The following is a 19,396-nucleotide window of genomic DNA, read 5'->3' as shown; positions in this document are numbered from 1 at the left end:
GGATAGTTTTTGGGAGTAATTATTCAGGGCGCAAGTTAGGCGCTTTCACACTTTAAAACCGGAACAGACAAAAGAAAGTTTGGTTTTACCCAATCACGATTCCAAGTTCTTTACTTAATAGAACCTGAATTTTCTTCACTTCAAGATAAATGCTTTGAAGCACCAATATCTTTTCAAAATCTTCATTGCTGCCTTCTGAGGATTTAATGTTCATGCTCGCTTCAGCCATTAATTTTTCCACGTAGCGCTTTTTGTACCAAAGCAAAGCACGATAGCTGCTAATAGCCAGATCGTCCTTTTCTGTGGGTACGAGAATACCATGCCTTCCAGTCCAGTGTGCTGAGACTTCCCAGCGTTGCTGCACTAGGTCGATAATCTCATTCTTTGATTCGCCTGGAAATGTATTTAAAAGACCCTTTAGATCGAGTTTCTTATCAGTTGAAATCAGTCCTCTGAAAAGATTATATATCCTTTCATAATTGGCAGTTTGAAATTTGGTTTCTAATGTCTCGCTTAGTAAATATTCCAGTACTGTCTTGCCTTCTTCATCTAGACTTTCAGCTGAATAGAGGGACATGAGCCGTAAGATCTCACGCTCATGGATTGAGAGCTTTTCAATGAAGGAGACCTGCGCGCTAGTGGAAATCAACTCCTCGAGTTTTTCCTCCGCCTCTACTTCATCTTTTGCTTTCTGAAAATGATCTTTCTGACTTTTAATCAGTGACTTATTCAGTTCAGCGTGAATAATTTCTTCTTCTATTTGAAGCAAACCAGAAGCTTCTTTTGCATAGACTGAGCGGATGATTGGATCCGGGATTTTTCCAATGCTCTGCACGATTTCGCGGATGACTTCGGCTTTTCTAATCGGATCTCGCTCAAACTCCTCCTGATATAGCCCGATTTTAAATCCGATAAAATCACGGCTGTGATTTTTGAGATAGTCCTGAAAAGCCTGCGTACCCACTTTTCTTGAGTAGCTATCCGGATCGTCTCCATCAGGAAAAACAACCGCTTTGACGTTCAATCCACCTTCCAACAAAAGATCGATGCCTCGGATAGAAGCTTTGATCCCCGCAGCATCTCCGTCGTACAATACTGTGACTTGATTGGTAAAGCGCTTGATCAACTTAATTTGCCCCTCGGTAAGTGAAGTCCCTGAGGAAGAGACAACATTCTCTATGCCGGAGAGATGCATGGAAATGACATCGGTATACCCCTCTACCAAAAAGCAATTATCGAGATCGCGAATGGCTTTTTTCGCCTGAAACATCCCGTAGAGGACGTCACTTTTATGGTAAATGGGCGTCTCTGGGGAATTGATGTATTTCGGTTGATTTTTGTCCTTGGTCAGAATACGTGCCCCAAATCCGATCGGTTTGCCACTGATATTGTGGATCGCAAAAGTAACCCTACCGCGGAATCGGTCATAAAGCCTGCTTGGATCACCCTCTTTTTGAAGAATCAAACCTGCTTTGAGCAAAATATCCTCTTCAAAACCGGCTGCTTTAGCAGACTTGAGCAAATTATCCCAACCATCCAATGCATATCCCAAATCAAACTTATCAATGATCTGAGGAGAAAAACCACGCTCTTTGAAATAACTTAAGCCAATAGATCTCCCTTCATCCGTTTGAAGGTTTTTTACAAAAAAGTCTTTGGCAAAATTCAGCGCAATGAAAAGGCTTTCGCGTTCATTTTGCTCGAGGTTTTGTTCAGGAGTTCGAGCTTCGTCTTCCTCTACCTCAATGCCATACTTTCCAGCTAGGTGTCGGATAGCTTCCTGAAAACCGATTCCTTCGATGTCCATGACAAACTGTATCGGGTCGCCCGCTTTGCCGCAACCGAAACATTTGTAAATCTGCTTGGCAGGAGAAATCGAGAAGGAAGGCGTTTTTTCTCCATGAAAAGGGCAGCATGCCCACATATTTTGACCTTTTTTCTTCAAAGGCACATAATCCCCCACGACTTCGACGATGTCTGCCCGTTCTTTTACTTTGTCAGATGTGAGCTTACTTATGGTCATAGATAGAGGATTCTTAGCAAAGTTAAGCGCTGGGATGGGAATAGGAAGGAGTACCAAAAGAACTATTTGCCAAAGTCCAGAGTTTCGCATGGAGAAGATGAGAAACCGGCTTTAGAAAACGGCAATCTTAAAGTAACTTGCGAAAAATTTAAAAATCTGGAATGCAATTGACCGAAGAATCGATAAAAAAATCACTCTCTAAAGTTCAAGATCCTGATTTGAAGCGGGATTTGGTAACCTTGGGAATGATTCAGGGAATACATATAGAAGGTAAGAAAGTAAGTTTCAAGGTCGTACTCACTACTCCAGCCTGCCCACTGAAAGAGGTAATCAAAAACAATTGCCTTGAAGTACTAAATGATGACCATGGAAGCGGTTGGGAATGGGATATTTTTATGACCTCGCAAGTGACTACAGTCAGAGAGGCAACACCGATACTCCCTGAGGTAAAAAATATCATTGCAATAGCTTCTGGTAAAGGCGGTGTGGGAAAATCAACTACCTCGGTAAACCTTGCCGTCGCTCTAGCACAATTGGGGGCAAAAGTAGGTCTAATTGATGCCGATATTTCAGGGCCTTCGATTCCTACGATGTTCAATGTCGAGGGAGAACAACCCTCAGTGAAAAAAGTAGGCGAAAAGAACATCATCATTCCCATTACCCAATATGGTGTCAAGCTGATGTCCATAGGCTTTTTGACTCCTACAGACAGTGCAGTGGTTTGGAGAGGTCCTATGGCCAGTTCGGCATTGAGACAATTCATCGCGGATGTCGAATGGGGCGAACTAGATTATTTGCTGATTGATCTACCACCGGGTACCTCAGATATCCACCTTACTATGGTGCAGACTGTCCCTGTGACAGGCGCAGTGATCGTCACCACACCGCAAAAAGTAGCCTTGGCGGATGCGAATAAGGGTTTGTCTATGTTTCGCCAGCCACAAATTAACGTGCCTATCCTAGGTGTTATAGAAAATATGGCTTATTTTACTCCCGAGGAACTTCCAGAAAACAAATATTATATTTTTGGAAAAGAAGGAGGAAAAAAACTAGCACAAAAGTATGACGTTCCGTTTCTAGGAGAAATACCGATTGTACAGAGTATTAGAGAGAGTGGAGATACAGGATTTCCAGCAGTTTTAAAAAACGGATTGACGAAAGGCGCCTACATGGATCTGGCTGAAGCCGTAGCCCGGCAGATTGCGATCCGAAATGCCTCAATCCAAAAAACATCAATAGTAGAAGTAAAAGCATAATTGAAAATGGAAGCTGGACTAAGAGAAAAAATAGAATTTGCACTCGATACCATTAGACCTTATCTAGAAGCCGATGGAGGAAATGTCAGAATTGTAGAATTGACAGAAGATCTGGTGCTCAGGATTGAAATGATGGGCAACTGTGGATCATGTCCTATGTCTACAATGACTTTGAAGGCAGGTGTAGAAGAGGCAATCAAGCGAGCGATTCCAGAGATCATTCGAGTTGAGGCAGTGAATTTAACTGTGGCTTGATTATTCCCATTTAATGAAAACAAGTCTCAAGTTTTTTAGCATTGTAATCCTTCTTATCGGATTTCTTTTTAATTCAATTCACTCTTTTGGGCAAAAAATCACGCCAATAGACGTTGCACTGAATTCAACATCATCAGGTTCTCATGCCCATGATGATAAGTGTGCGCATGGAGTGATTGAATCCAGAATAGAAAAGGAAATGGGCTTTTTTGGATCCAAGCCTTTTTTCGAAAGTTGGATAGATCAAAAAATTGAGGCACGAAGATTAAGGCCCCAACCCCTTTCCAGAACTGCAGAAGGACCTCGGCTAATCCCCGTCGTAGTCCATGTCGTCCATAACGGAAATGCGGTAGGTACTGGAACCAATATTCCAGATTCACAGATATTTGAACAAATCAGAATCCTGAATGAGGACTTTAGGCGATTGAACGCAGACGCCATTAGGACTCCCGCTGAATTTTTGCCTGTTGCTGCGGACGCAAATATTGAGTTTGTACTAGCTAAGCAGGATCCAAATGGACTTCCTACAGATGGGATCGTGCGTATTCAGGGACCAAAGACATCCTATAACCCAGAAACTGACGCAGTCCTCATTGGGCAGTTGAGTCAATGGAATCCCGTGGAATACATGAATATGTATGTAGTTCCGCTAGTTCAGCCATTTATAGGATATGCCTCATTTCCGATTTCGGACCTGCCAGGATTGAATTTCTCTCCTACTCCAGCCATTATCGATGGTGTGACTATTGATTACCGGTTTTTTGGTGTAGGAGGCAATGCAACTTCGGCATCTTTGGGAAGGACGGCCACACATGAGGTTGGGCATTACTTTGGTCTAAGGCATATCTGGGGCGACGGAGGATGTGGGGTGGATGATTTTGTAAGTGATACTCCAGATCAGGATAATTCCAACACCACCTGTAACGCGAATCCCAGTAGATTTTCATGCAATTCCAATGATATGATCCAGAACTACATGGATTATACCCCAGATGCATGCATGAACCTTTTCACGGTGGGACAAGTAGAGCGATTTAATGTTGTATTGGAAAACAGCCCAAGAAGAGTCACTCTTGTCAATAATAGAGCTACGCAAAGCCCTGTCTTGGAAACCATTGACTTATCGCTTATCAAAATCATCGAGCCAGTAGATGCAATCTGCGAATTGACAATTACTCCAAAAGTGGAAGTTCAAAACGCTGGTTCTTCAAAGATCACCTCAGCTCGAATTGATTTCATCCGAAATGGGATTGTAGTAGAAAGTAAACGATTTCCGCTCGACTTGGATACCGGTGAATCTACCATTCTGGAATTTGCAAGCACATCATTGCAAGCGGGAAACAATCAAATTGAGTTTCGAATCACTCAAGCCAATGATCAAGTTGATCAAAATGAATCCAATAATTCCAGATTCTCCACCCCTGTTCTTCAGGGCGAAATTGATTTGCCCTATACTTTTGACATCCAAAATTTTCCAAACAATTGGGTGATTTCAAATCCTGACCAATCTTTCACTTGGGAAAGCAGAAATATCCTCATCGGTGGACAAAATCAACAAACAGTCTTTATTCGGCATTACGAATACGAAGGTCCTGGTCAAGTGGATTATTTCATCTCTCCAACCATCGATCTTACAAAATATCCGAATGCGCAACTGGTTTTTGAGGTGGCACACGCTCCCTATAATCAAGCAGGTTTTCAGGATGAATTGATCATATCTGTGTCGGAAGACTGTGGTACAAGCTTTGATTTGTTAGATGTCAATTATCAAAAATCGGGAGCTAGGCTTGAGACTTCTCCACCTACATTGGATGAGTTTATTCCAACCTCAAACGACCAGTTTCGAACTGAATTATTTAATCTCAGCGAATTCAAGGATTTGGGGAAAGTGCGCCTTTCCTTCGCAACCAGAAATGCGTTTGGGAATAACATTTATTTGAGAAACATTCGGATTCTTCCAACTGAGGAATTACGCTACGGAGTTCAAGTGGAGGAAATTCTAAGCCCAACAGCGATCAATTCAGGAACGCATGAAGATGAAATCATTCGGGTCACGAATACAGGAAACTTACCATTGAGCAAATTCCTGTTTACCCGAACAACAAATTCCAACTCTCCAGAGACATACTTGGTCTCTGAGATATCCCTAGATCCAGAGGAACAACTTCAATTGGACATTAGCAAATCCACTTCCAACGGCAAAAACAGACTACGATTCTCGACAAGTGAGCCAAACTTTGACCAAAATACTGCAGAATCCTTCGTTTTGAGTAGGTATCATTTGGAAGATTCAGAAAGTGTCCAGGTGCCTTGGCGTCAGAATTTCAACAACAGTACTAACCTAAGTCCTTGGTCTACCATCAACCCGGAAAACGACCAGCCTTCTTGGACTGTCACACCAGTAGCCAATGGAACCGGAGTAAATAATGCCGCCCGTTTGGAAAACGGAGATGCCAATAATTCCTATTGGCTTGGTACACCAGTGTTTGACCTGACGGGTTCCCGACAAGCCAGTATATTCTTTGATCTAGCTGCTGGTCAGGTCAATCCTTCTACTAATTTACACTTATTGGCCAGTAGGGATGGTGGGATCAATTACGATACGGTATGGATCGCTACAGGTCAAGAATTAGCAACGGTCTCAACAGGCGAGGCTAATCCCAACAGCCCAGGAGATTATAGTCGAAAATATGTCAATCTAAGTGACTATGCAGGACCGGAAGCATTGTCAGTGCGATTAGCTTTTGTTTTATCAATCTCGGGAACCGACAATAACCCAGTCTTTCTGGACAATATCGAACTCTTCTTAAACGCAAACCCAGATCCAGTCATCCCTGCGCAAGGTTCATCTGTTCTATATCCTAATCCAGCCACAGATTACTTCAATGTTGCATTTAATCTTCCAGCGCGAGAGGACGTCACCATACAGATTATCTCAGCGACAGGTCAGGTAGTTCACGAGGTAATTTACCCAGGCACTCTTAATCAGACCTTTACTTTCACCACAGAATTATTCCGTACTGGAGTGTATATCCTTCGAATAAGTAGTCCAACTCTGCAGGAAATGAAGCGATTGATAATTAATTGATCTAAAAAAATAGCCGAGGTGAAAGCTTCGGCTTATTTTTTGCCTCGTGATTTGAATTGATTTTAACATTTTTGTTCGTTGACCGATCAAATTTCCCCTTAACTTAGACTGATTCCTTAGCATCAATGAATTCATTCAATTCCCCATTCAAGAAAATACTCATCAATTTGCTCGTCATTATGGTAATGACCGCCCTATTGGGTTTTGCATTTTTGAAAGTCTACCTACCCTACTACACCAATCATGGTGAGACGGTATCTGTCCCAGATCTATCCGGCTATGAATTTCAAGAAGCAGTTGAACTTTTGGAAAATTCAGATTTGCAATATGAGGTATCGCTAGATTCAGGCTTCAGTACAGATCTGCCAGCGTTGGCAATTTTGAAGCAGATTCCTGAAGCAAGCTCTCAAGTCAAAACAGGAAGAAAAATCTACCTGACACTTAATGCCCGAAATGCACCGTTAATTAAGATGCCCAACTTGGTGAATATGCCGCTGAAAAATGTTCAGGAGATTCTTTCAAATATCGGTTTGAACAGGGGCGATATCGTGTATGTGCCAGATATCGGAATCAATGTCGTTTTGGAACAGCGATACAGAGGGGTCACGGTCAAGGAAGGGTTTGAAATTCCAAAAGGTGCCACTATCGATTTGGTCGTGGGTGATGGGATGGGAAATCAGCTTTTGCTAGTTCCTGATTTGACTGGCCTTGAAGAAGAAGAGGCAGAATTCTTAATTTTGGGTTCTGGATTGCGAGTTGGGGATAAAAACTATGCTGCCTCCGATTCAGTTCCTGCCGGAAGGGTGTTTCTCCAGGCTCCTCCCGTGGGAATGCAAGTTAGGACCGGAGAATTAATCAATATTTGGATATCCAAAGACTAAGCATTTGGAGAAGATTCTAAACTTCAGGCTGATCTTTTTCTGTTTTGTAATTCTTCTATTACAAAGTAGGGAAAGTGCTGCCCAGTTTGTTGAGTTTGCCCCGGTTCACCGTGAAAAGTTTGTACCCAATTCCGGTTTACCCAGCTCTGCACGATCACTCAACCAAAATTCACTTCCCTTTTGGGATGATTTTTCGAAAGGCATAGACACGCTAAAGTGGACTATTCAAGGAGCATCTCACACGGAGACGATTGCTCAGAATGCCCCCTCCATCGGTGCTGTGCTATTTAATGGCGTAGATCAAAATGGAAATCCCTACTCCCTTCAAATCCGAGATCAGGGCGAGAGTGACTTCCTGACCAGCAAGCCTTTTGACCTAAGTACCCTCGGTCCTGAGGCCAGTGCGAGTCTTTTTTTAAGTTTCTTTTGGCAATCTGGTGGCAAAGCCGAAGCACCTGACAGAAATGACCGACTTAGCCTCCAAGTTTTCAATTCCAATGAAGAGTGGATTACAGTTTGGCTTCAACCGGGAGGTGACGATTTAGACAGGTCTGTTTTCACCCAAGAAATCATCAAGATTCTACCTGAATGGCAACACGAGGAATTTCAGTTTCGCTTTTTCTCCAATGGTAGGCAGGTCGGACCTTTTGACAGTTGGTTGTTGGACTATGTTTATTTGAATTTCAATAGAGATGAAAACGATTTGTTCTACAACGATCGGGCAATCACTCAACCCAATCAAGTTACCTTGGGAGAGTACACTGCTTACCCATTGGAGCTGCTTCAGTCAGATCAAAATGGGCTTTGGTCTCAAATTAAAAATGAGTTTTTAAATCTTCAAGACCGATTTAGAGCCATGGAGTATTCCATTGAGATTGAGGACACTTTGGGTAACACCACACTCCTAGTGAACGATGACACCCCTTTCAATCCGGTTCCCAATTCTCTGGAAAGAAGATCATTTTTGAGTAGAGAATTTGACGAGGTTCCAGTACCGTTGATAGCAGGGGATTTAGTGATTAAGACAGCACTCACATCAGGAGATGAATTTCTCTTTGAAATCGTCAATGGAGATACCATACGCTATAATTCGGTAGACTATCGGCTCAATGATACGGTAAGAACCAAATTTCCTATCCGTGATTTCTTCGCCTATGACAACGGCTCGGCAGACTATGCAGCTGGGATAAATCAAAGGTCTGGACAGCTTGCAGTACGCTATTCCGCTAGCGAACCCGTTTTTTTAAAGGGCATCTCTATCAACTTTACCAATGCAAGCCAAGCCAATCAGCCTTTGGATATTGTGGTTTGGGATGAAATAGATCAAAGCCCAATTCTAACTATAGAGTCTTCTATCCCGGTCAAAGTTCCCGGACAGGATTTCATCTACTATTCTTTGGATACCAACCTCAGAGTAAGTGGGGAATTCTACATTGGCTTCACTCAGTTTTCCAATGATTTCATCCATGTAGGATTGGATAAGATCAATGACAACAGCAGCAAAATATTCTATAATGTAGGAGGAGGCTGGGTACAAAATGAAGACGTCAAAGGATCTCTGATGATCCGACCTCACGTATCCTTGGCAGCCCCGTTTGAGCAGAGTGAAGTACCGAGTGCGGGATACCGGATCTACCCTAATCCGGTAGTGGACCGTCTGACGATAGCGGGTGAATTTGCTGATATTTCGATTTTCGACTCATTTGGCAGGCAGATAAAATTACCTAGAGAGCGAGTGAAAGACGGTGAAATTATTAATTTTGAAGGACAAAGACCGGGGATTTATATCATTAATCTATCATCCGATACCGGTTCTAAATCATTTCGAATCTTAGTTACAAAATAGCATGGAAGATATTACTGTTTCAGAATTGAAAAATCGACTGGACAAAGGAGAAAAGTTTTATTTCCTTGATGTACGTGAAGAGTGGGAATACGAAGAAGATAACTTAGGAGCAGAAAATATTCCTTTGGGCGAATTACCGCATCGTATTTCTGAATTGGAAAAACACAAAGACGATGAGATCGTCGTACACTGTAGATCCGGAGCTAGAAGTGGGAATGCCAAAAAATTCCTTGAAAGCAAAGGCTTCAGCCAAGTCAGAAATGTCCTCGGTGGAATTTTGGCTTACCGATCCCTTTGAAAATAATCCCGAACTTGACCAAACGAGTTCGGGATTTTTTTATGACAAAATGAATGGTCTTGGGGTAAAGCAGAGCGCAAATAGTAAGATCGCCAACCAGCCAATTATTTTTCTTTTGGTATCCAATGGTCGAAGTCCTGAAACTTCGGGGTGCCTTAATCCCATCACTCTTCCCAACAGAAAGCCATAAAAAAGCCAACCCTGATACCCCTCCAAGTCTGGAGCGACAAATGCCAAAACATACTGGACAGCAGCTATGCTTAGGGCTAAAGTTATTCGCGTTTGCTGGGTAAATCCAGCTCTGGAATAACAGATATATAGGAAGCCTACATACAGTGGAATTCTAATTACTAGCTCCTCCAAGGGCATCAACGGACTTATAATTCCCAAACCAGCATAACCCATAAAAAGTGTAAATACAGCGATAGAGATTTCTTTGTGATATTTTGGAAAAAGTCCAAATACCACATGTCCCCCATCCAGTTGACCAATTGGCAAAAGGTTAAGCGCAGTAAAGAAAAGAGCTAAATATCCCGCAAAAAGGAATGGATAATGGATTACCTCAGACATCTCTGGCAGTCGGTCTGGGTCTGCCAAAAGCTCCCCCATTGCCCAGAAAAGGAAATTGCCCCCAAGTTCAAAGTCTAAGACATCTTCACCGTATCCTTCGAATCCGGGATCTGCATATTCCGGGTGAATGGTATAGATGTAATCAGCGGGGGGCAAGGTAGTAAATCCATAAATCAATACCCCTAACGCGACCGTAAAACCAGCAATCGGACCAGCAACACCAATGTCGAAGAATTTTCTTCTGCTATTGATAAATCCTTTCATTCGAATGACAGCGCCAAAAGTCCCAATAGATGGAGCTCCTATGAATCCCAACCAGCCCGGAATGAAAAACGGCAGACTACACTTCACTTTATGGTAGATTGATGTAAAAAAATGTCCCAATTCATGGACTAACAAAATCCCAACAAAGGGAATGGAAAAGGTCATAGACTTCAGGAAATATTCCCAAGTAATAAACGAATCCCCTTCACCTATCACAGACTTCCCATATACCCACTCCCCGCCTGCAAGGGTCGTGGTAATCAGCGTAATTAGAAATAGTGATCCGTGGATCAGGTACTCTTTGGTTTTATACATGACCGAAAAAATCAAATAGTACAGTCGGACCCGTCACTTGAACGGAATGGATTCCGACGGACTTCGCTCCTACTACATTTGCATCCAAATCATCAAAAAACATTACCCGATCTGCAGTGGTGTCAAGTAGCTCGAGCATGGTGGTGTAAATCGCTGCTGAAGGCTTGGCTAATCCCATTTCATGACTGTAAAAAACATGGTCAAAAAGAGGCTCAAATCGGTCCATTCCAAAATCCGATTTTAAACGCTTGTAGACTGCCTCGATGTGGATTTCATTCGTATTGCTCAAGATACCGATTTGATAGGAGGTCTTAAGTTTGGAAACTAATTCCAGCCGTTCGCGGGGAATATTTCCTAGTAGGCTGTTCCAAATTTCATCCACTTTTTCATCTTCCCAATCTTGCTCAAAATACTTTCTGACTTCATTTCGAAAAGTGAACGTATCAATCAAACCTTTTTCATAGTCCTTATGAAACCCCGTAGCATAGAAAAAGTCTACTTTTTCGTGAAATGATATGGGTAGTAAGGATTTAATCAAATTCAGAGATCGTTGATAATCAATATCTATTATCACATTCCCCAAATCAAAGATCAAAAAGTCAGCATCTATAGCTTTTTTCATTCGCCAAACTGGTTGTGTATATGGACTCAAATATGTAACATTGCACTCCCAAAACCAAGGTTTGAGGCGATTGAAGCCAATAATTTAAGGTTTTCGCTCGGGCCTATAGCTCAGCCGGTTAGAGCATCTGACTCATAATCAGGGGGTCCCTGGTTCGAGCCCAGGTGGGCCCACCCCCCGTGGGCAAAGTCATTTTTGGATGATTTTGCCCACTTTTTTTTTTACCGGATACCATTGTTTATCATACAAATAACATGGACTATCTCGCTAATTCAAGCCTTCGATTTATTAGCTCATCAAAAGTGACAGTTGTAGAAACAAAGAATCCATAATTCTACTTTTTCGGCTTAAATCTCCGTGAGAAAAAAGAAAATCAACATTTCTTGTGATTGAGACTGCTTTTGTGAAATTTTTGATAAAGCTTGATCAGGAGTTAGTCGGATGTAGGTCAATTACCACAAGACTCAAATCGTCTTTAGATTTTTGTTTGAACCAGTGCAAAACTTTACCTCCTTAATTCAGAAGCTGTTCTGAAAATTCAGCAGCCTAAACGGCATATTTTTTTGACTCAGATCAATTTTGTTGTAGCGGAAAACCAGCGTCTTTTCGTCTTCTAGGAAACTAAACCACTAAAATTTTGACCACAACGCTATCTGTGGTCCTGCCCAATTTCAACGGACGGGACCTCCTGGAATCCTATTTGCCTTACACTTTCAAGGCGCTCGAAAATTCAGGGTGTATCTATGAATTTTTACTCGTGGATGATTGCTCTACCGACGATACCATTGAATTTATCTCCCATCATTACCCACAAATCCGAATCCTTAAAAACGAAGAAAATCGGGGATTTTCATATTCCTGTAACCGAGGAATTTTTGAATCAGTCAATGAGTTAGTCTTTCTGCTCAATTCCGACATCAAATTGAGTCCTGAGTATTTCAGTGGGTTATTCACCTATTTTTCCAACCCGGATACTTTTGGAGTGATGGGGAAAATCTTAAGTAGGGATGGTTCCAAACTGGAAATCGGCGCAAAAATTCCCAGAAGGATCGGCAAATATGTAAAGACCGACTTCCAATATCTTCCCAATTCAGGATCAAACAGCGCCCCAACCCTCTTTCTCTCAGGTGCAAATGCATTACTAGACCGAAAGAAACTCATTGAGCTTGGTGGATTTGATGAGCTGTTCAGCCCTTTTTACTCCGAAGACCTTGATTTAGGAATCAGGGCTTGGAGGATGGGATGGAAATGTTATTTCCACGAGCAATCCTATTGCTACCACCTTGGCTCAGCGACAATGAAAACCCAGGTCCAAAAAGAGTGGGTCAAAACCATCTATTTCAGAAACCGAATGCTGTTTCATGCCATACATCTGGATGTCGAAGAGCTCAGATGGTGGAGAGCTCAGGCCATTTTCATGGATGTTTTGCCAAAGTTACTTATCGGTAAAACGTGGATCTGGAATAGCTTCAAGGCTCTGAAGGCGCTCGAGGGTGGAATTTCGCAATCACGAAACAAGTTGTTACTCCAGCTTCAAAAGAAACAGGGTTCTCGATCGCTGAGCCAAGTAGTCAGGGAATTCGATCGGCTGATGAAATCTCAACAAATTGTTTGGAAATCCTGAACCATCCGATATGAATACCTATCTGAGACTATTGGGATTTGCCAAACCCATAGAAAAGTATGCGATTCCATACTTTTTTCTAACGGTGATTGCCACCGTTTTCAACACACTGAATCTAGCACTTTTGGCTCCTTTGCTTGCTGCCTTATTTAAGAATTCAGAGGGAATTCAAAAGACTCCGCCCGAATCAAACTTGGATTTTATGTCCTGGTTGGAATATGCCACGCATCGGATTCAGGAGCAGTTAGGGCAGATGGAAGCATTGAAATGGATTTGTGGAGCCATTCTAACCTCTGTGTTGCTCAGCAATCTCTTCCGCTATTTCTCATTCCGTGTGATGGAAAACTTCAGAATCCACACGCTTCTTAACCTGAGGAACTCCCTGTTTAACCATGTGCTGGACATGGATTTGGCCTACTTTACCGCCCAACGGAAAGGAAATATTATATCAAAAATTGCCTCAGATGTACAGGTAGTTCAATACTCAGTAACCAGTACACTTCAGGTTTTATTCAAAGAACCTCTCCAACTGATTGCTTATCTGGTCATCTTATTTTCCATTTCTGTCAAATTAACCCTGTTTGCAAGTCTGGTCATTCCCGTGTCCGCATGGGCAATTTCTAAAATTGTCAGTAGACTCAAAGCTCAGGCAAAAGAAGCCCAGGAGCGGTTTGGGATGATGATCAGTTATCTCGATGAAGCCTTGTCAGGGATTCGCGTGGTGAAAGCATTCAATGCAAGCGAACGGACTAAGGCTAAATTTTCCAAAGAGAATCTCGCATTTTCTGACTTAGGGAAAAGAATGGCTTACCGACAGCAATTGGCCTCACCCACCAGCGAATTTCTGGGGGTGGTGATGGTTACCATTTTGGTTCTTTACGGAGGGAACTTGGTTTTATTGGGAGACGCAGGTCTTTCAGCAGCCTCATTTATCACTTACATCGCTGTATTCTCTCAGATTATGCGCCCAGCGAAGGCAATGACTGAATCATTCAGCTCGCTTAACTCCGGACTAGCTGCCGGCGAACGCATTCTGGAAGTTTTAGATGAAAAGCCCAGCCAATCCGCTGGCAATGACAAAATCCATCTGTCTACTTTTTCCAAAGAAATCAGATTTGAATGCGTCACATTCGCCTACGAAGCAAAGCCTATTCTAAAAGAAATAAGTTTCACTATTCCAAAGGGCAAAACCATCGCACTGGTCGGCCCCTCTGGCGGTGGAAAGTCTACGTTAATGGATTTCATCCCCAAATTCCACAGCCCTACACTGGGTAAGATTACAGTTGATGGCATTGATTTACAGCTGATCAAAGCGGAATCCATACGCTCACTTATCGGCATGGTGAATCAGGAAAGCATTCTATTCCATGACAGTATCAGAAATAACATTGCTTTTGGCAAACCTGAAGCTAGTGATCAGGAAGTCGAAGCAGCCGCACGCATAGCCAATGCGCATGAATTTATCATTGCCACCGAAAAGGGATATGATACTACCATAGGAGATCGAGGTGCACGCTTATCAGGGGGCCAACGTCAGCGAATATGCTTAGCAAGAGCTGTTTTGCAAAATCCACCGATTTTACTTTTGGATGAAGCCACCTCTGCTTTGGATACTGAATCCGAACATTTGGTTCAGGATGCTTTGCAGAAACTGATGGTAAACCGGACCACTCTGGTTATAGCTCACCGGCTGAGCACCATTCAAAAAGCGGATCAGATCCTGGTTATTGAAAACGGAAAAATAACTGAACGGGGAACCCATTTTGAATTGCTCTATCAAGAAGGCAGCTACAGTAGACTCATTGAGAAACAAAGCCTGGAAAAAGTATGACCAAGTTCCCATTGATTTCCATAGGCCTATGCACTTACAACGGAGCTCCTTACCTAAGGCAACAGCTTGATTCTCTTGTCCAACAAACCTATCCATCACTCGAAATCCGAATCCGAGATGATCAATCAGAGGATGAAACGGTGGCAATCATCAAGGAATTTCAAGCGCGATTCCCAAACATACATCTGGTGCAAAACCCTGTTAGGATGGGTTTGCAAAAGAATTTTGAGGCTGTTTTCACAGATTGTCAGGGTGAATTTATTGCCCCCTGTGACCAGGATGACATTTGGTTGCCACATAAACTGGAGAGGATACACCAAGCCATCGGTATGCATCAGATTGCCTATCACGACTCTCTGTTGATTGATGAACATGGTCGAAGTCTTGAATTTCGGATGTCGGATAAATTTCGATTGAAAAGCTGGAATCGGCAATCCGCTTTCCTGTTGTTCAACTGTATTTCAGGCCATAGTATGTTATTCAACAAACAGCTACTGAACTATGCCTTGCCGTTTCCCGAACAGGGATTTTACGATCATTGGCTGGCATTTGTGGCTTTGGAAAGCGGCTCCATCAAGTACTGTCCTGAGGTATTGGTGAAGTATAGACAACATCAATCCAACCAAACCGACATTTTGGGCAACAAAAAACAGGTAAGCGGAAGGGAGCGAGTCTTAACAAGGATATCCAGAGAAAACTATTGGCTCAGTCAATGTTCGAACTTTATCCGAAATCGAAGCGATTCCCATCCTGTTTTCAGGTTTGAAAAGCTCGCCAAATCAAGAGAGCGTAAGTATTTCTGCTTGGACTTGGGCTTGGAAATTTGGAAACAACGTTCGGAGATCCTAGAAATCCTTCCCTACTCGCTTTTCAGCCAATTGGGATTTGTATTCCGATATACCCTGGGATTAAAATTAAAAACCCTATTCTATCGAAGCCGATGAAAGTATCCATTATCATCCCCTGTTACAACTATGGAAGGTATTTGGCAGAATGCTTTTCAAACTTGCAATCCCAAACTTATTCCGATTGGGAGGCTATTGTGATAGACGATGGCTCCACCGACCAAACCATGGAGGTAGTCCGCTCGTGGCAGGCTTATGAATCCCGAATTCAATATTTCTACCAACCCAACTCAGGGGTTTCTTCTGCAAGAAATCTTGGATTGAAAAAAGCCAATGGAGAATTTATCCAGTTCTTGGATGCCGATGATCTATTGAGCGAAGCTAAGCTTCAGCTTCAAGTGGACTTCTTTCAAAGCCACCCCGAAGTGGATCTTTGTTATACAGAAAACCATTATTTCCAAGATGGTGTGCCTGAAATCCGCTATCCTGATCAGGAATTTTTGGGAAGGGAATGGATGATCCGCTTTTCCGGCCACGGAGTCTTTGCCTTGGAGCAGTTGATTCGAAACAATCTTGCTGTGGTCAGCAGTCCCTTAATCCGCAAAAGTATCCTTACCCATTCTGGTTTATTTCCAGAAAATGTCTCCCATACTGAGGACTGGCAATTTTGGGCACAGTGTGTTTTGGCTGGGGCACGCGTTCAGTACTTACACAATGAAGCAGCTTATACGCTCATTCGGGTGCATCGATCCAGTGTAAGCCAACAGACCCAAACTATGCGATACGGTGAGCTTCATCTGAGAGATTGGCTAAAAAACCAGATCAAGGAAGCTCAATTTCTTTCTGGGAGAGAAAAGTCTTTTTTGATAAATCTGAATGAAAGCCGAAAACAGGCACTGTTCAAATACATCATGTACCATGGGCCCCTCGCCAGTATGCGCCATTTGGTTAAAATGTCAAGGATTTACCCTTGGACCATGGTCTTTTCCTATTACCTGAAAGCACTCAATTTCAGAAGAAAAACAATCAATAAAATCCATGCAAGAACTAGACATCATTATCCTGTCAAACGCACAGACTCCAGAACTGCGTAAGTTGACCTGCCAAGCCTTGGAGTCCTTGATCAATTCGGAGGATCCCAACAAAATCCGCTTTCTGATTCAGGTTTATGAATCTGCCAATACGAATCCCTATTCCTATCCATTTTGCCAAACGATATTTCCCCGTAAGCCTTTTAATTACAATCGGTTTATGAATTGGGGAATAAGAAAGGGAAGAGCCTCTTACGTCGTCCTTTGCAACAATGATTTGGTCTTTCAGCCGGGATGGGCAAGTAGTATCCTTGAAACTTTTCGTACCTATCCGGAACTGGAAAGTGCATCTCCGCTCTGTGAAATTAATCATCGGGAACGGGGGATATACCCAAATACCGGAACTCATTTTGGTTATGAGGTCAGAAGACACATAGCGGGCTGGTGTCTGTTTTTCAAGCGCAGCATGCTTCGTAAAACAGGATTATTGGATGAACGATTTCGGTTTTGGTACGCAGACAATGACTATGCGAATACGCTTAAGAAGCATAAGATCCTTCACGGCTTGGTCAGCTCCTCCCAGGTGGATCATCTGGAAAGTCAAACCCTGAAAACAAAATCCGAACGGGAGCAGCTGATGTTGACCACCGAAGAGCGTTTTTTCTACGAATGCAAATGGGAGTCCAGATCTTACTTCTCGTATTTGAATTATAAACGAAAACAATTTTTTAAAAACCCACAAATACGCCTCCGATGAATGATTCCCCACTTGTCTCTATCGTCATGCCAACATACAATTCTTCGACATTTTTGGAAGAGACGCTGGCATCTGCCTTAGCTATCACCTATCCCAATTTCGAATTGATTGTAATGGATGACGGCTCTACGGATTCAACCCTTGCCATTCTCGATGACTGGTCCAAGCGCCATCCGGATAAAATCAAGGTCTATCGGCAATGCAACCAAGGACCATCCATTGCCAGAAATCGAGCGATCCATCTCGCTTCCGGAACGTACATTCTGCCTTTAGACTCAGACGATAAAATCCACCCCGATTACATTACTTTCGCTGTGAAAAAAATCGAAGCGGATCAGGAGGTCAAGGTAGTATATTGTGAAGCCGAGAAATTCGGCAGTAAATGTGGTTTTTGGAGCCTAAAACCTTTTTCACTTAACCAGCTTGCTCTGGACAACATGATTTTTGTCTCAGCTCTCTTTCGAAAATCAGACTGGCATAAAGTAGGTGGTTTTGACCCCCGATTCACCTATGGCTGGGAAGATTGGGAGTTTTGGATAAGCATGCTTAAGGAGGGAGGAAAAGTTGAAAAATTGCAGCTGGTTGGGTTTTATTACCGAATCCGGGAGGGATCTCGAAGAAAATCCACGAATGCTTTTGCCAAAAAACTAACCATACAACTTCTCAATCGAAAACACGCAGCGTTCTTCGAAAGCTATCTCAAAGGCCCTTTGCGGAATCCCAGAGGATTATCAAAAATCATCAACCCACCGCTCCGATTTCTAGCTGGATAAAACCCCTCTCCACTCAAGAAACCAAAAAATCGAAAGACTTTAAAAATCAATGCCTGAATTCCAGGGATAATTGATTTAATAAAAAGAAAAAAACGCAGCTTTTATTTAATCATAAAGGAAAAAATCGTCAATAACCCCAGCGGAAATGTAATTCCCCAGACTTAGATCAAAATAGCAGGAAGATTAGTACTACTTTCCACTTTTGCTCTGCTAATTTAATTTCCTGTACTCGATTGGTGTTTGTCCCGTCTTTTTCTTAAAAAGTTTGCTAAAATATTGTGGGTACTCAAAGCCCAAAGAATAGGCTATTTCACTTACTGAATTATCTGTATTCAGTAAAATATTTTTTGCTTCTTCAATCAGGTGATAATGGATATGGTCTTGTGCATTTCTTCCTGTTTCTTTTTTGAGTAAATCACTTAGATAGCTTGGCGATAAATGCACCTGGTCAGCTAAATATTTCACCGTTGGCAAACCTTTTTCCTTCAGCTTTTCGGATTTAAAATAGGTGTTTAATAGATTTTCAATTTGAGCAACAGTATTTGTATTGGTATTTTTCCGAGTAATAAATTGCCTCCCATAATACCGATCACAATAGTTTAGCAAAAGCTCAATGTTTGTTACAATTAATTTTTGACTATGACTGTCAATGTTTTCATGTAGCTCATTTTCTATTTTCAGAATACAATCGTACAGGATTTGCTTTTCTTTGTCTGATAAGTGCAGAGCTTCCGAAGTTTCATAAGAAAAAAAGGTATAGTCCTTCATTTTGTTACTTAATGAAGTCCCTCGTAGCAAGTCAGGGTGAAAAAACAAACCCCAACCCATCATATTTTCTTTCCTTTCAATTTCATTGTCCATAATTAGGACTTGCTTGGGCGCAATGCAAATCAAGCTTCCATCTTGAAAATCGTAATCCTGTCTCCCATATCTAAGTTTGTTTGCACAATAGTTTTTAAACATGATTGAATAGAAATCTGCACTTATTCGGGTTTCATTTTCAATAAATTCGTCGGTTTTGCTAAAGTCAACTACCGCCACCAAAGGGTGTTTGGTTTTACACTGTACAAAATTGTTAATCTCGAAAATGCTTTTGAGTTGGATAATTGGCTTCATT

The 19,396-nt window shown here is 42.2% G+C and carries 16 protein-coding genes and 1 tRNA gene; 13 read left to right on the top strand and 4 right to left on the bottom strand.

The window, feature by feature from the left end; all coding sequences use genetic code 11:
• Positions 1-85: 85 nt before the first annotated feature.
• The gene (gene dnaG, locus DK188_RS12030) at positions 86-2,023 is read right to left on the bottom strand and encodes a DNA primase (RefSeq protein WP_111671254.1); all 1,938 of its coding nucleotides are present in this window, start codon (positions 2,021-2,023) and stop codon (positions 86-88) included.
• A gap of 161 nt (positions 2,024-2,184) precedes the next feature.
• Between dnaG and DK188_RS12025 the strand changes: the two genes are divergently transcribed.
• The 6 genes from DK188_RS12025 (at position 2,185) to DK188_RS12000 (ending at position 9,647) form a co-directional block, all read left to right on the top strand.
• Positions 2,185-3,279 carry an Mrp/NBP35 family ATP-binding protein gene (locus DK188_RS12025; protein WP_111671074.1) on the top strand — a complete coding sequence of 365 codons (1,095 nt, stop codon included), beginning with the start codon at positions 2,185-2,187 and terminating at the stop codon, positions 3,277-3,279.
• A 6-nt stretch (positions 3,280-3,285) separates the two neighbouring features.
• Positions 3,286-3,534, top strand: a complete 249-nt coding sequence (locus DK188_RS12020; RefSeq protein WP_111671073.1) for a NifU family protein — start codon at positions 3,286-3,288, stop codon at positions 3,532-3,534.
• A gap of 13 nt (positions 3,535-3,547) precedes the next feature.
• A complete protein-coding gene (locus DK188_RS12015; RefSeq protein ID WP_111671072.1) occupies positions 3,548-6,622 on the top strand; it encodes a M43 family zinc metalloprotease in 3,075 nt (1,024 codons plus the stop codon).
• 125 nt (positions 6,623-6,747) lie between these two features.
• Positions 6,748-7,503 (top strand): PASTA domain-containing protein, encoded by a 756-nt coding sequence (locus DK188_RS12010; RefSeq protein WP_111671071.1) that lies wholly within the window; start codon positions 6,748-6,750, stop codon positions 7,501-7,503.
• Positions 7,504-7,507: 4 nt separating this feature from the next.
• Positions 7,508-9,349 carry a T9SS type A sorting domain-containing protein gene (locus DK188_RS12005; RefSeq protein WP_111671070.1) on the top strand — a complete coding sequence of 614 codons (1,842 nt, stop codon included), beginning with the start codon at positions 7,508-7,510 and terminating at the stop codon, positions 9,347-9,349.
• Position 9,350: 1 nt separating this feature from the next.
• Positions 9,351-9,647, top strand: a complete 297-nt coding sequence (locus tag DK188_RS12000) for a rhodanese-like domain-containing protein (RefSeq protein WP_111671069.1) — start codon at positions 9,351-9,353, stop codon at positions 9,645-9,647.
• A 39-nt stretch (positions 9,648-9,686) separates the two neighbouring features.
• Here the strand turns inward: DK188_RS12000 and DK188_RS11995 are convergent, their stop codons facing one another.
• Positions 9,687-10,796, bottom strand: a complete 1,110-nt coding sequence (locus DK188_RS11995; RefSeq protein WP_111671068.1) for a site-2 protease family protein — start codon at positions 10,794-10,796, stop codon at positions 9,687-9,689.
• Positions 10,789-11,418 carry an HAD family hydrolase gene (locus tag DK188_RS11990; RefSeq protein WP_111671067.1) on the bottom strand — a complete coding sequence of 210 codons (630 nt, stop codon included), beginning with the start codon at positions 11,416-11,418 and terminating at the stop codon, positions 10,789-10,791. Before DK188_RS11990 ends, DK188_RS11995 begins: the two co-directional genes overlap by 8 nt.
• Before the next feature lie 99 nt (positions 11,419-11,517).
• Between DK188_RS11990 and DK188_RS11985 the strand changes: the two genes are divergently transcribed.
• From DK188_RS11985 to DK188_RS11955, 7 genes are all read left to right on the top strand, one after another.
• Positions 11,518-11,591: transfer RNA gene (locus DK188_RS11985), tRNA-Ile, on the top strand.
• Positions 11,592-12,055: 464 nt separating this feature from the next.
• Positions 12,056-13,042 carry a glycosyltransferase family 2 protein gene (locus DK188_RS11980; protein ID WP_157963230.1) on the top strand — a complete coding sequence of 329 codons (987 nt, stop codon included), beginning with the start codon at positions 12,056-12,058 and terminating at the stop codon, positions 13,040-13,042.
• 10 nt (positions 13,043-13,052) lie between these two features.
• Complete coding sequence (locus tag DK188_RS11975; protein WP_111671253.1) at positions 13,053-14,873, top strand: ABC transporter ATP-binding protein; 1,821 nt, start codon at positions 13,053-13,055, stop codon at positions 14,871-14,873.
• The gene (locus DK188_RS11970; RefSeq protein WP_111671065.1) at positions 14,870-15,817 is read left to right on the top strand and encodes a glycosyltransferase; all 948 of its coding nucleotides are present in this window, start codon (positions 14,870-14,872) and stop codon (positions 15,815-15,817) included. Before DK188_RS11975 ends, DK188_RS11970 begins: the two co-directional genes overlap by 4 nt.
• Positions 15,814-16,812: a glycosyltransferase family 2 protein gene (locus DK188_RS11965; protein ID WP_111671064.1), complete on the top strand. Its 999-nt coding sequence runs from the start codon at positions 15,814-15,816 to the stop codon at positions 16,810-16,812. The genes DK188_RS11970 and DK188_RS11965 overlap by 4 nt, the downstream gene beginning before the upstream one ends.
• Positions 16,757-17,506 carry a glycosyltransferase family 2 protein gene (locus DK188_RS11960; RefSeq protein WP_111671063.1) on the top strand — a complete coding sequence of 250 codons (750 nt, stop codon included), beginning with the start codon at positions 16,757-16,759 and terminating at the stop codon, positions 17,504-17,506. Before DK188_RS11965 ends, DK188_RS11960 begins: the two co-directional genes overlap by 56 nt.
• Entirely contained in the window at positions 17,503-18,279 is a 777-nt protein-coding gene (locus tag DK188_RS11955; protein ID WP_111671062.1) for a glycosyltransferase family 2 protein, read from the top strand. Before DK188_RS11960 ends, DK188_RS11955 begins: the two co-directional genes overlap by 4 nt.
• Before the next feature lie 210 nt (positions 18,280-18,489).
• Here the strand turns inward: DK188_RS11955 and DK188_RS11950 are convergent, their stop codons facing one another.
• Positions 18,490-19,395 carry a helix-turn-helix domain-containing protein gene (locus tag DK188_RS11950; RefSeq protein WP_111671061.1) on the bottom strand — a complete coding sequence of 302 codons (906 nt, stop codon included), beginning with the start codon at positions 19,393-19,395 and terminating at the stop codon, positions 18,490-18,492.
• Between the last annotated feature and the right edge of the window lies 1 nt (position 19,396).

It is taken from the genome of Algoriphagus litoralis (assembly GCF_003259255.1).
In the GTDB taxonomy this organism is placed as follows: domain Bacteria; phylum Bacteroidota; class Bacteroidia; order Cytophagales; family Cyclobacteriaceae; genus Algoriphagus; species Algoriphagus litoralis.
The sequence above is the reverse complement of the archived record's forward strand: the minus strand, read 5'-3'. Positions and strand labels throughout refer to the sequence as shown.

Bases quoted from the DNA above. Each gene is read 5' to 3' on its own strand.
- dnaG (WP_111671254.1), bottom strand. From the start codon at position 2,023: ATGACCATAAGTAAGCTCACATCTGACAAAGTAAAAGAACGGGCAGAC.
- DK188_RS12025 (WP_111671074.1), top strand. From the start codon at position 2,185: ATGCAATTGACCGAAGAATCGATAAAAAAATCACTCTCTAAAGTTCAA.
- DK188_RS12020 (WP_111671073.1), top strand. From the start codon at position 3,286: ATGGAAGCTGGACTAAGAGAAAAAATAGAATTTGCACTCGATACCATT.
- DK188_RS12015 (WP_111671072.1), top strand. From the start codon at position 3,548: ATGAAAACAAGTCTCAAGTTTTTTAGCATTGTAATCCTTCTTATCGGA.
- DK188_RS12010 (WP_111671071.1), top strand. From the start codon at position 6,748: ATGAATTCATTCAATTCCCCATTCAAGAAAATACTCATCAATTTGCTC.
- DK188_RS12000 (WP_111671069.1), top strand. From the start codon at position 9,351: ATGGAAGATATTACTGTTTCAGAATTGAAAAATCGACTGGACAAAGGA.
- DK188_RS11995 (WP_111671068.1), bottom strand. From the start codon at position 10,796: ATGTATAAAACCAAAGAGTACCTGATCCACGGATCACTATTTCTAATT.
- DK188_RS11990 (WP_111671067.1), bottom strand. From the start codon at position 11,418: ATGAAAAAAGCTATAGATGCTGACTTTTTGATCTTTGATTTGGGGAAT.
- DK188_RS11975 (WP_111671253.1), top strand. From the start codon at position 13,053: ATGAATACCTATCTGAGACTATTGGGATTTGCCAAACCCATAGAAAAG.
- DK188_RS11970 (WP_111671065.1), top strand. From the start codon at position 14,870: ATGACCAAGTTCCCATTGATTTCCATAGGCCTATGCACTTACAACGGA.
- DK188_RS11965 (WP_111671064.1), top strand. From the start codon at position 15,814: ATGAAAGTATCCATTATCATCCCCTGTTACAACTATGGAAGGTATTTG.
- DK188_RS11960 (WP_111671063.1), top strand. From the start codon at position 16,757: ATGCAAGAACTAGACATCATTATCCTGTCAAACGCACAGACTCCAGAA.
- DK188_RS11955 (WP_111671062.1), top strand. From the start codon at position 17,503: ATGAATGATTCCCCACTTGTCTCTATCGTCATGCCAACATACAATTCT.
- DK188_RS11950 (WP_111671061.1), bottom strand. From the start codon at position 19,395: ATGAAGCCAATTATCCAACTCAAAAGCATTTTCGAGATTAACAATTTT.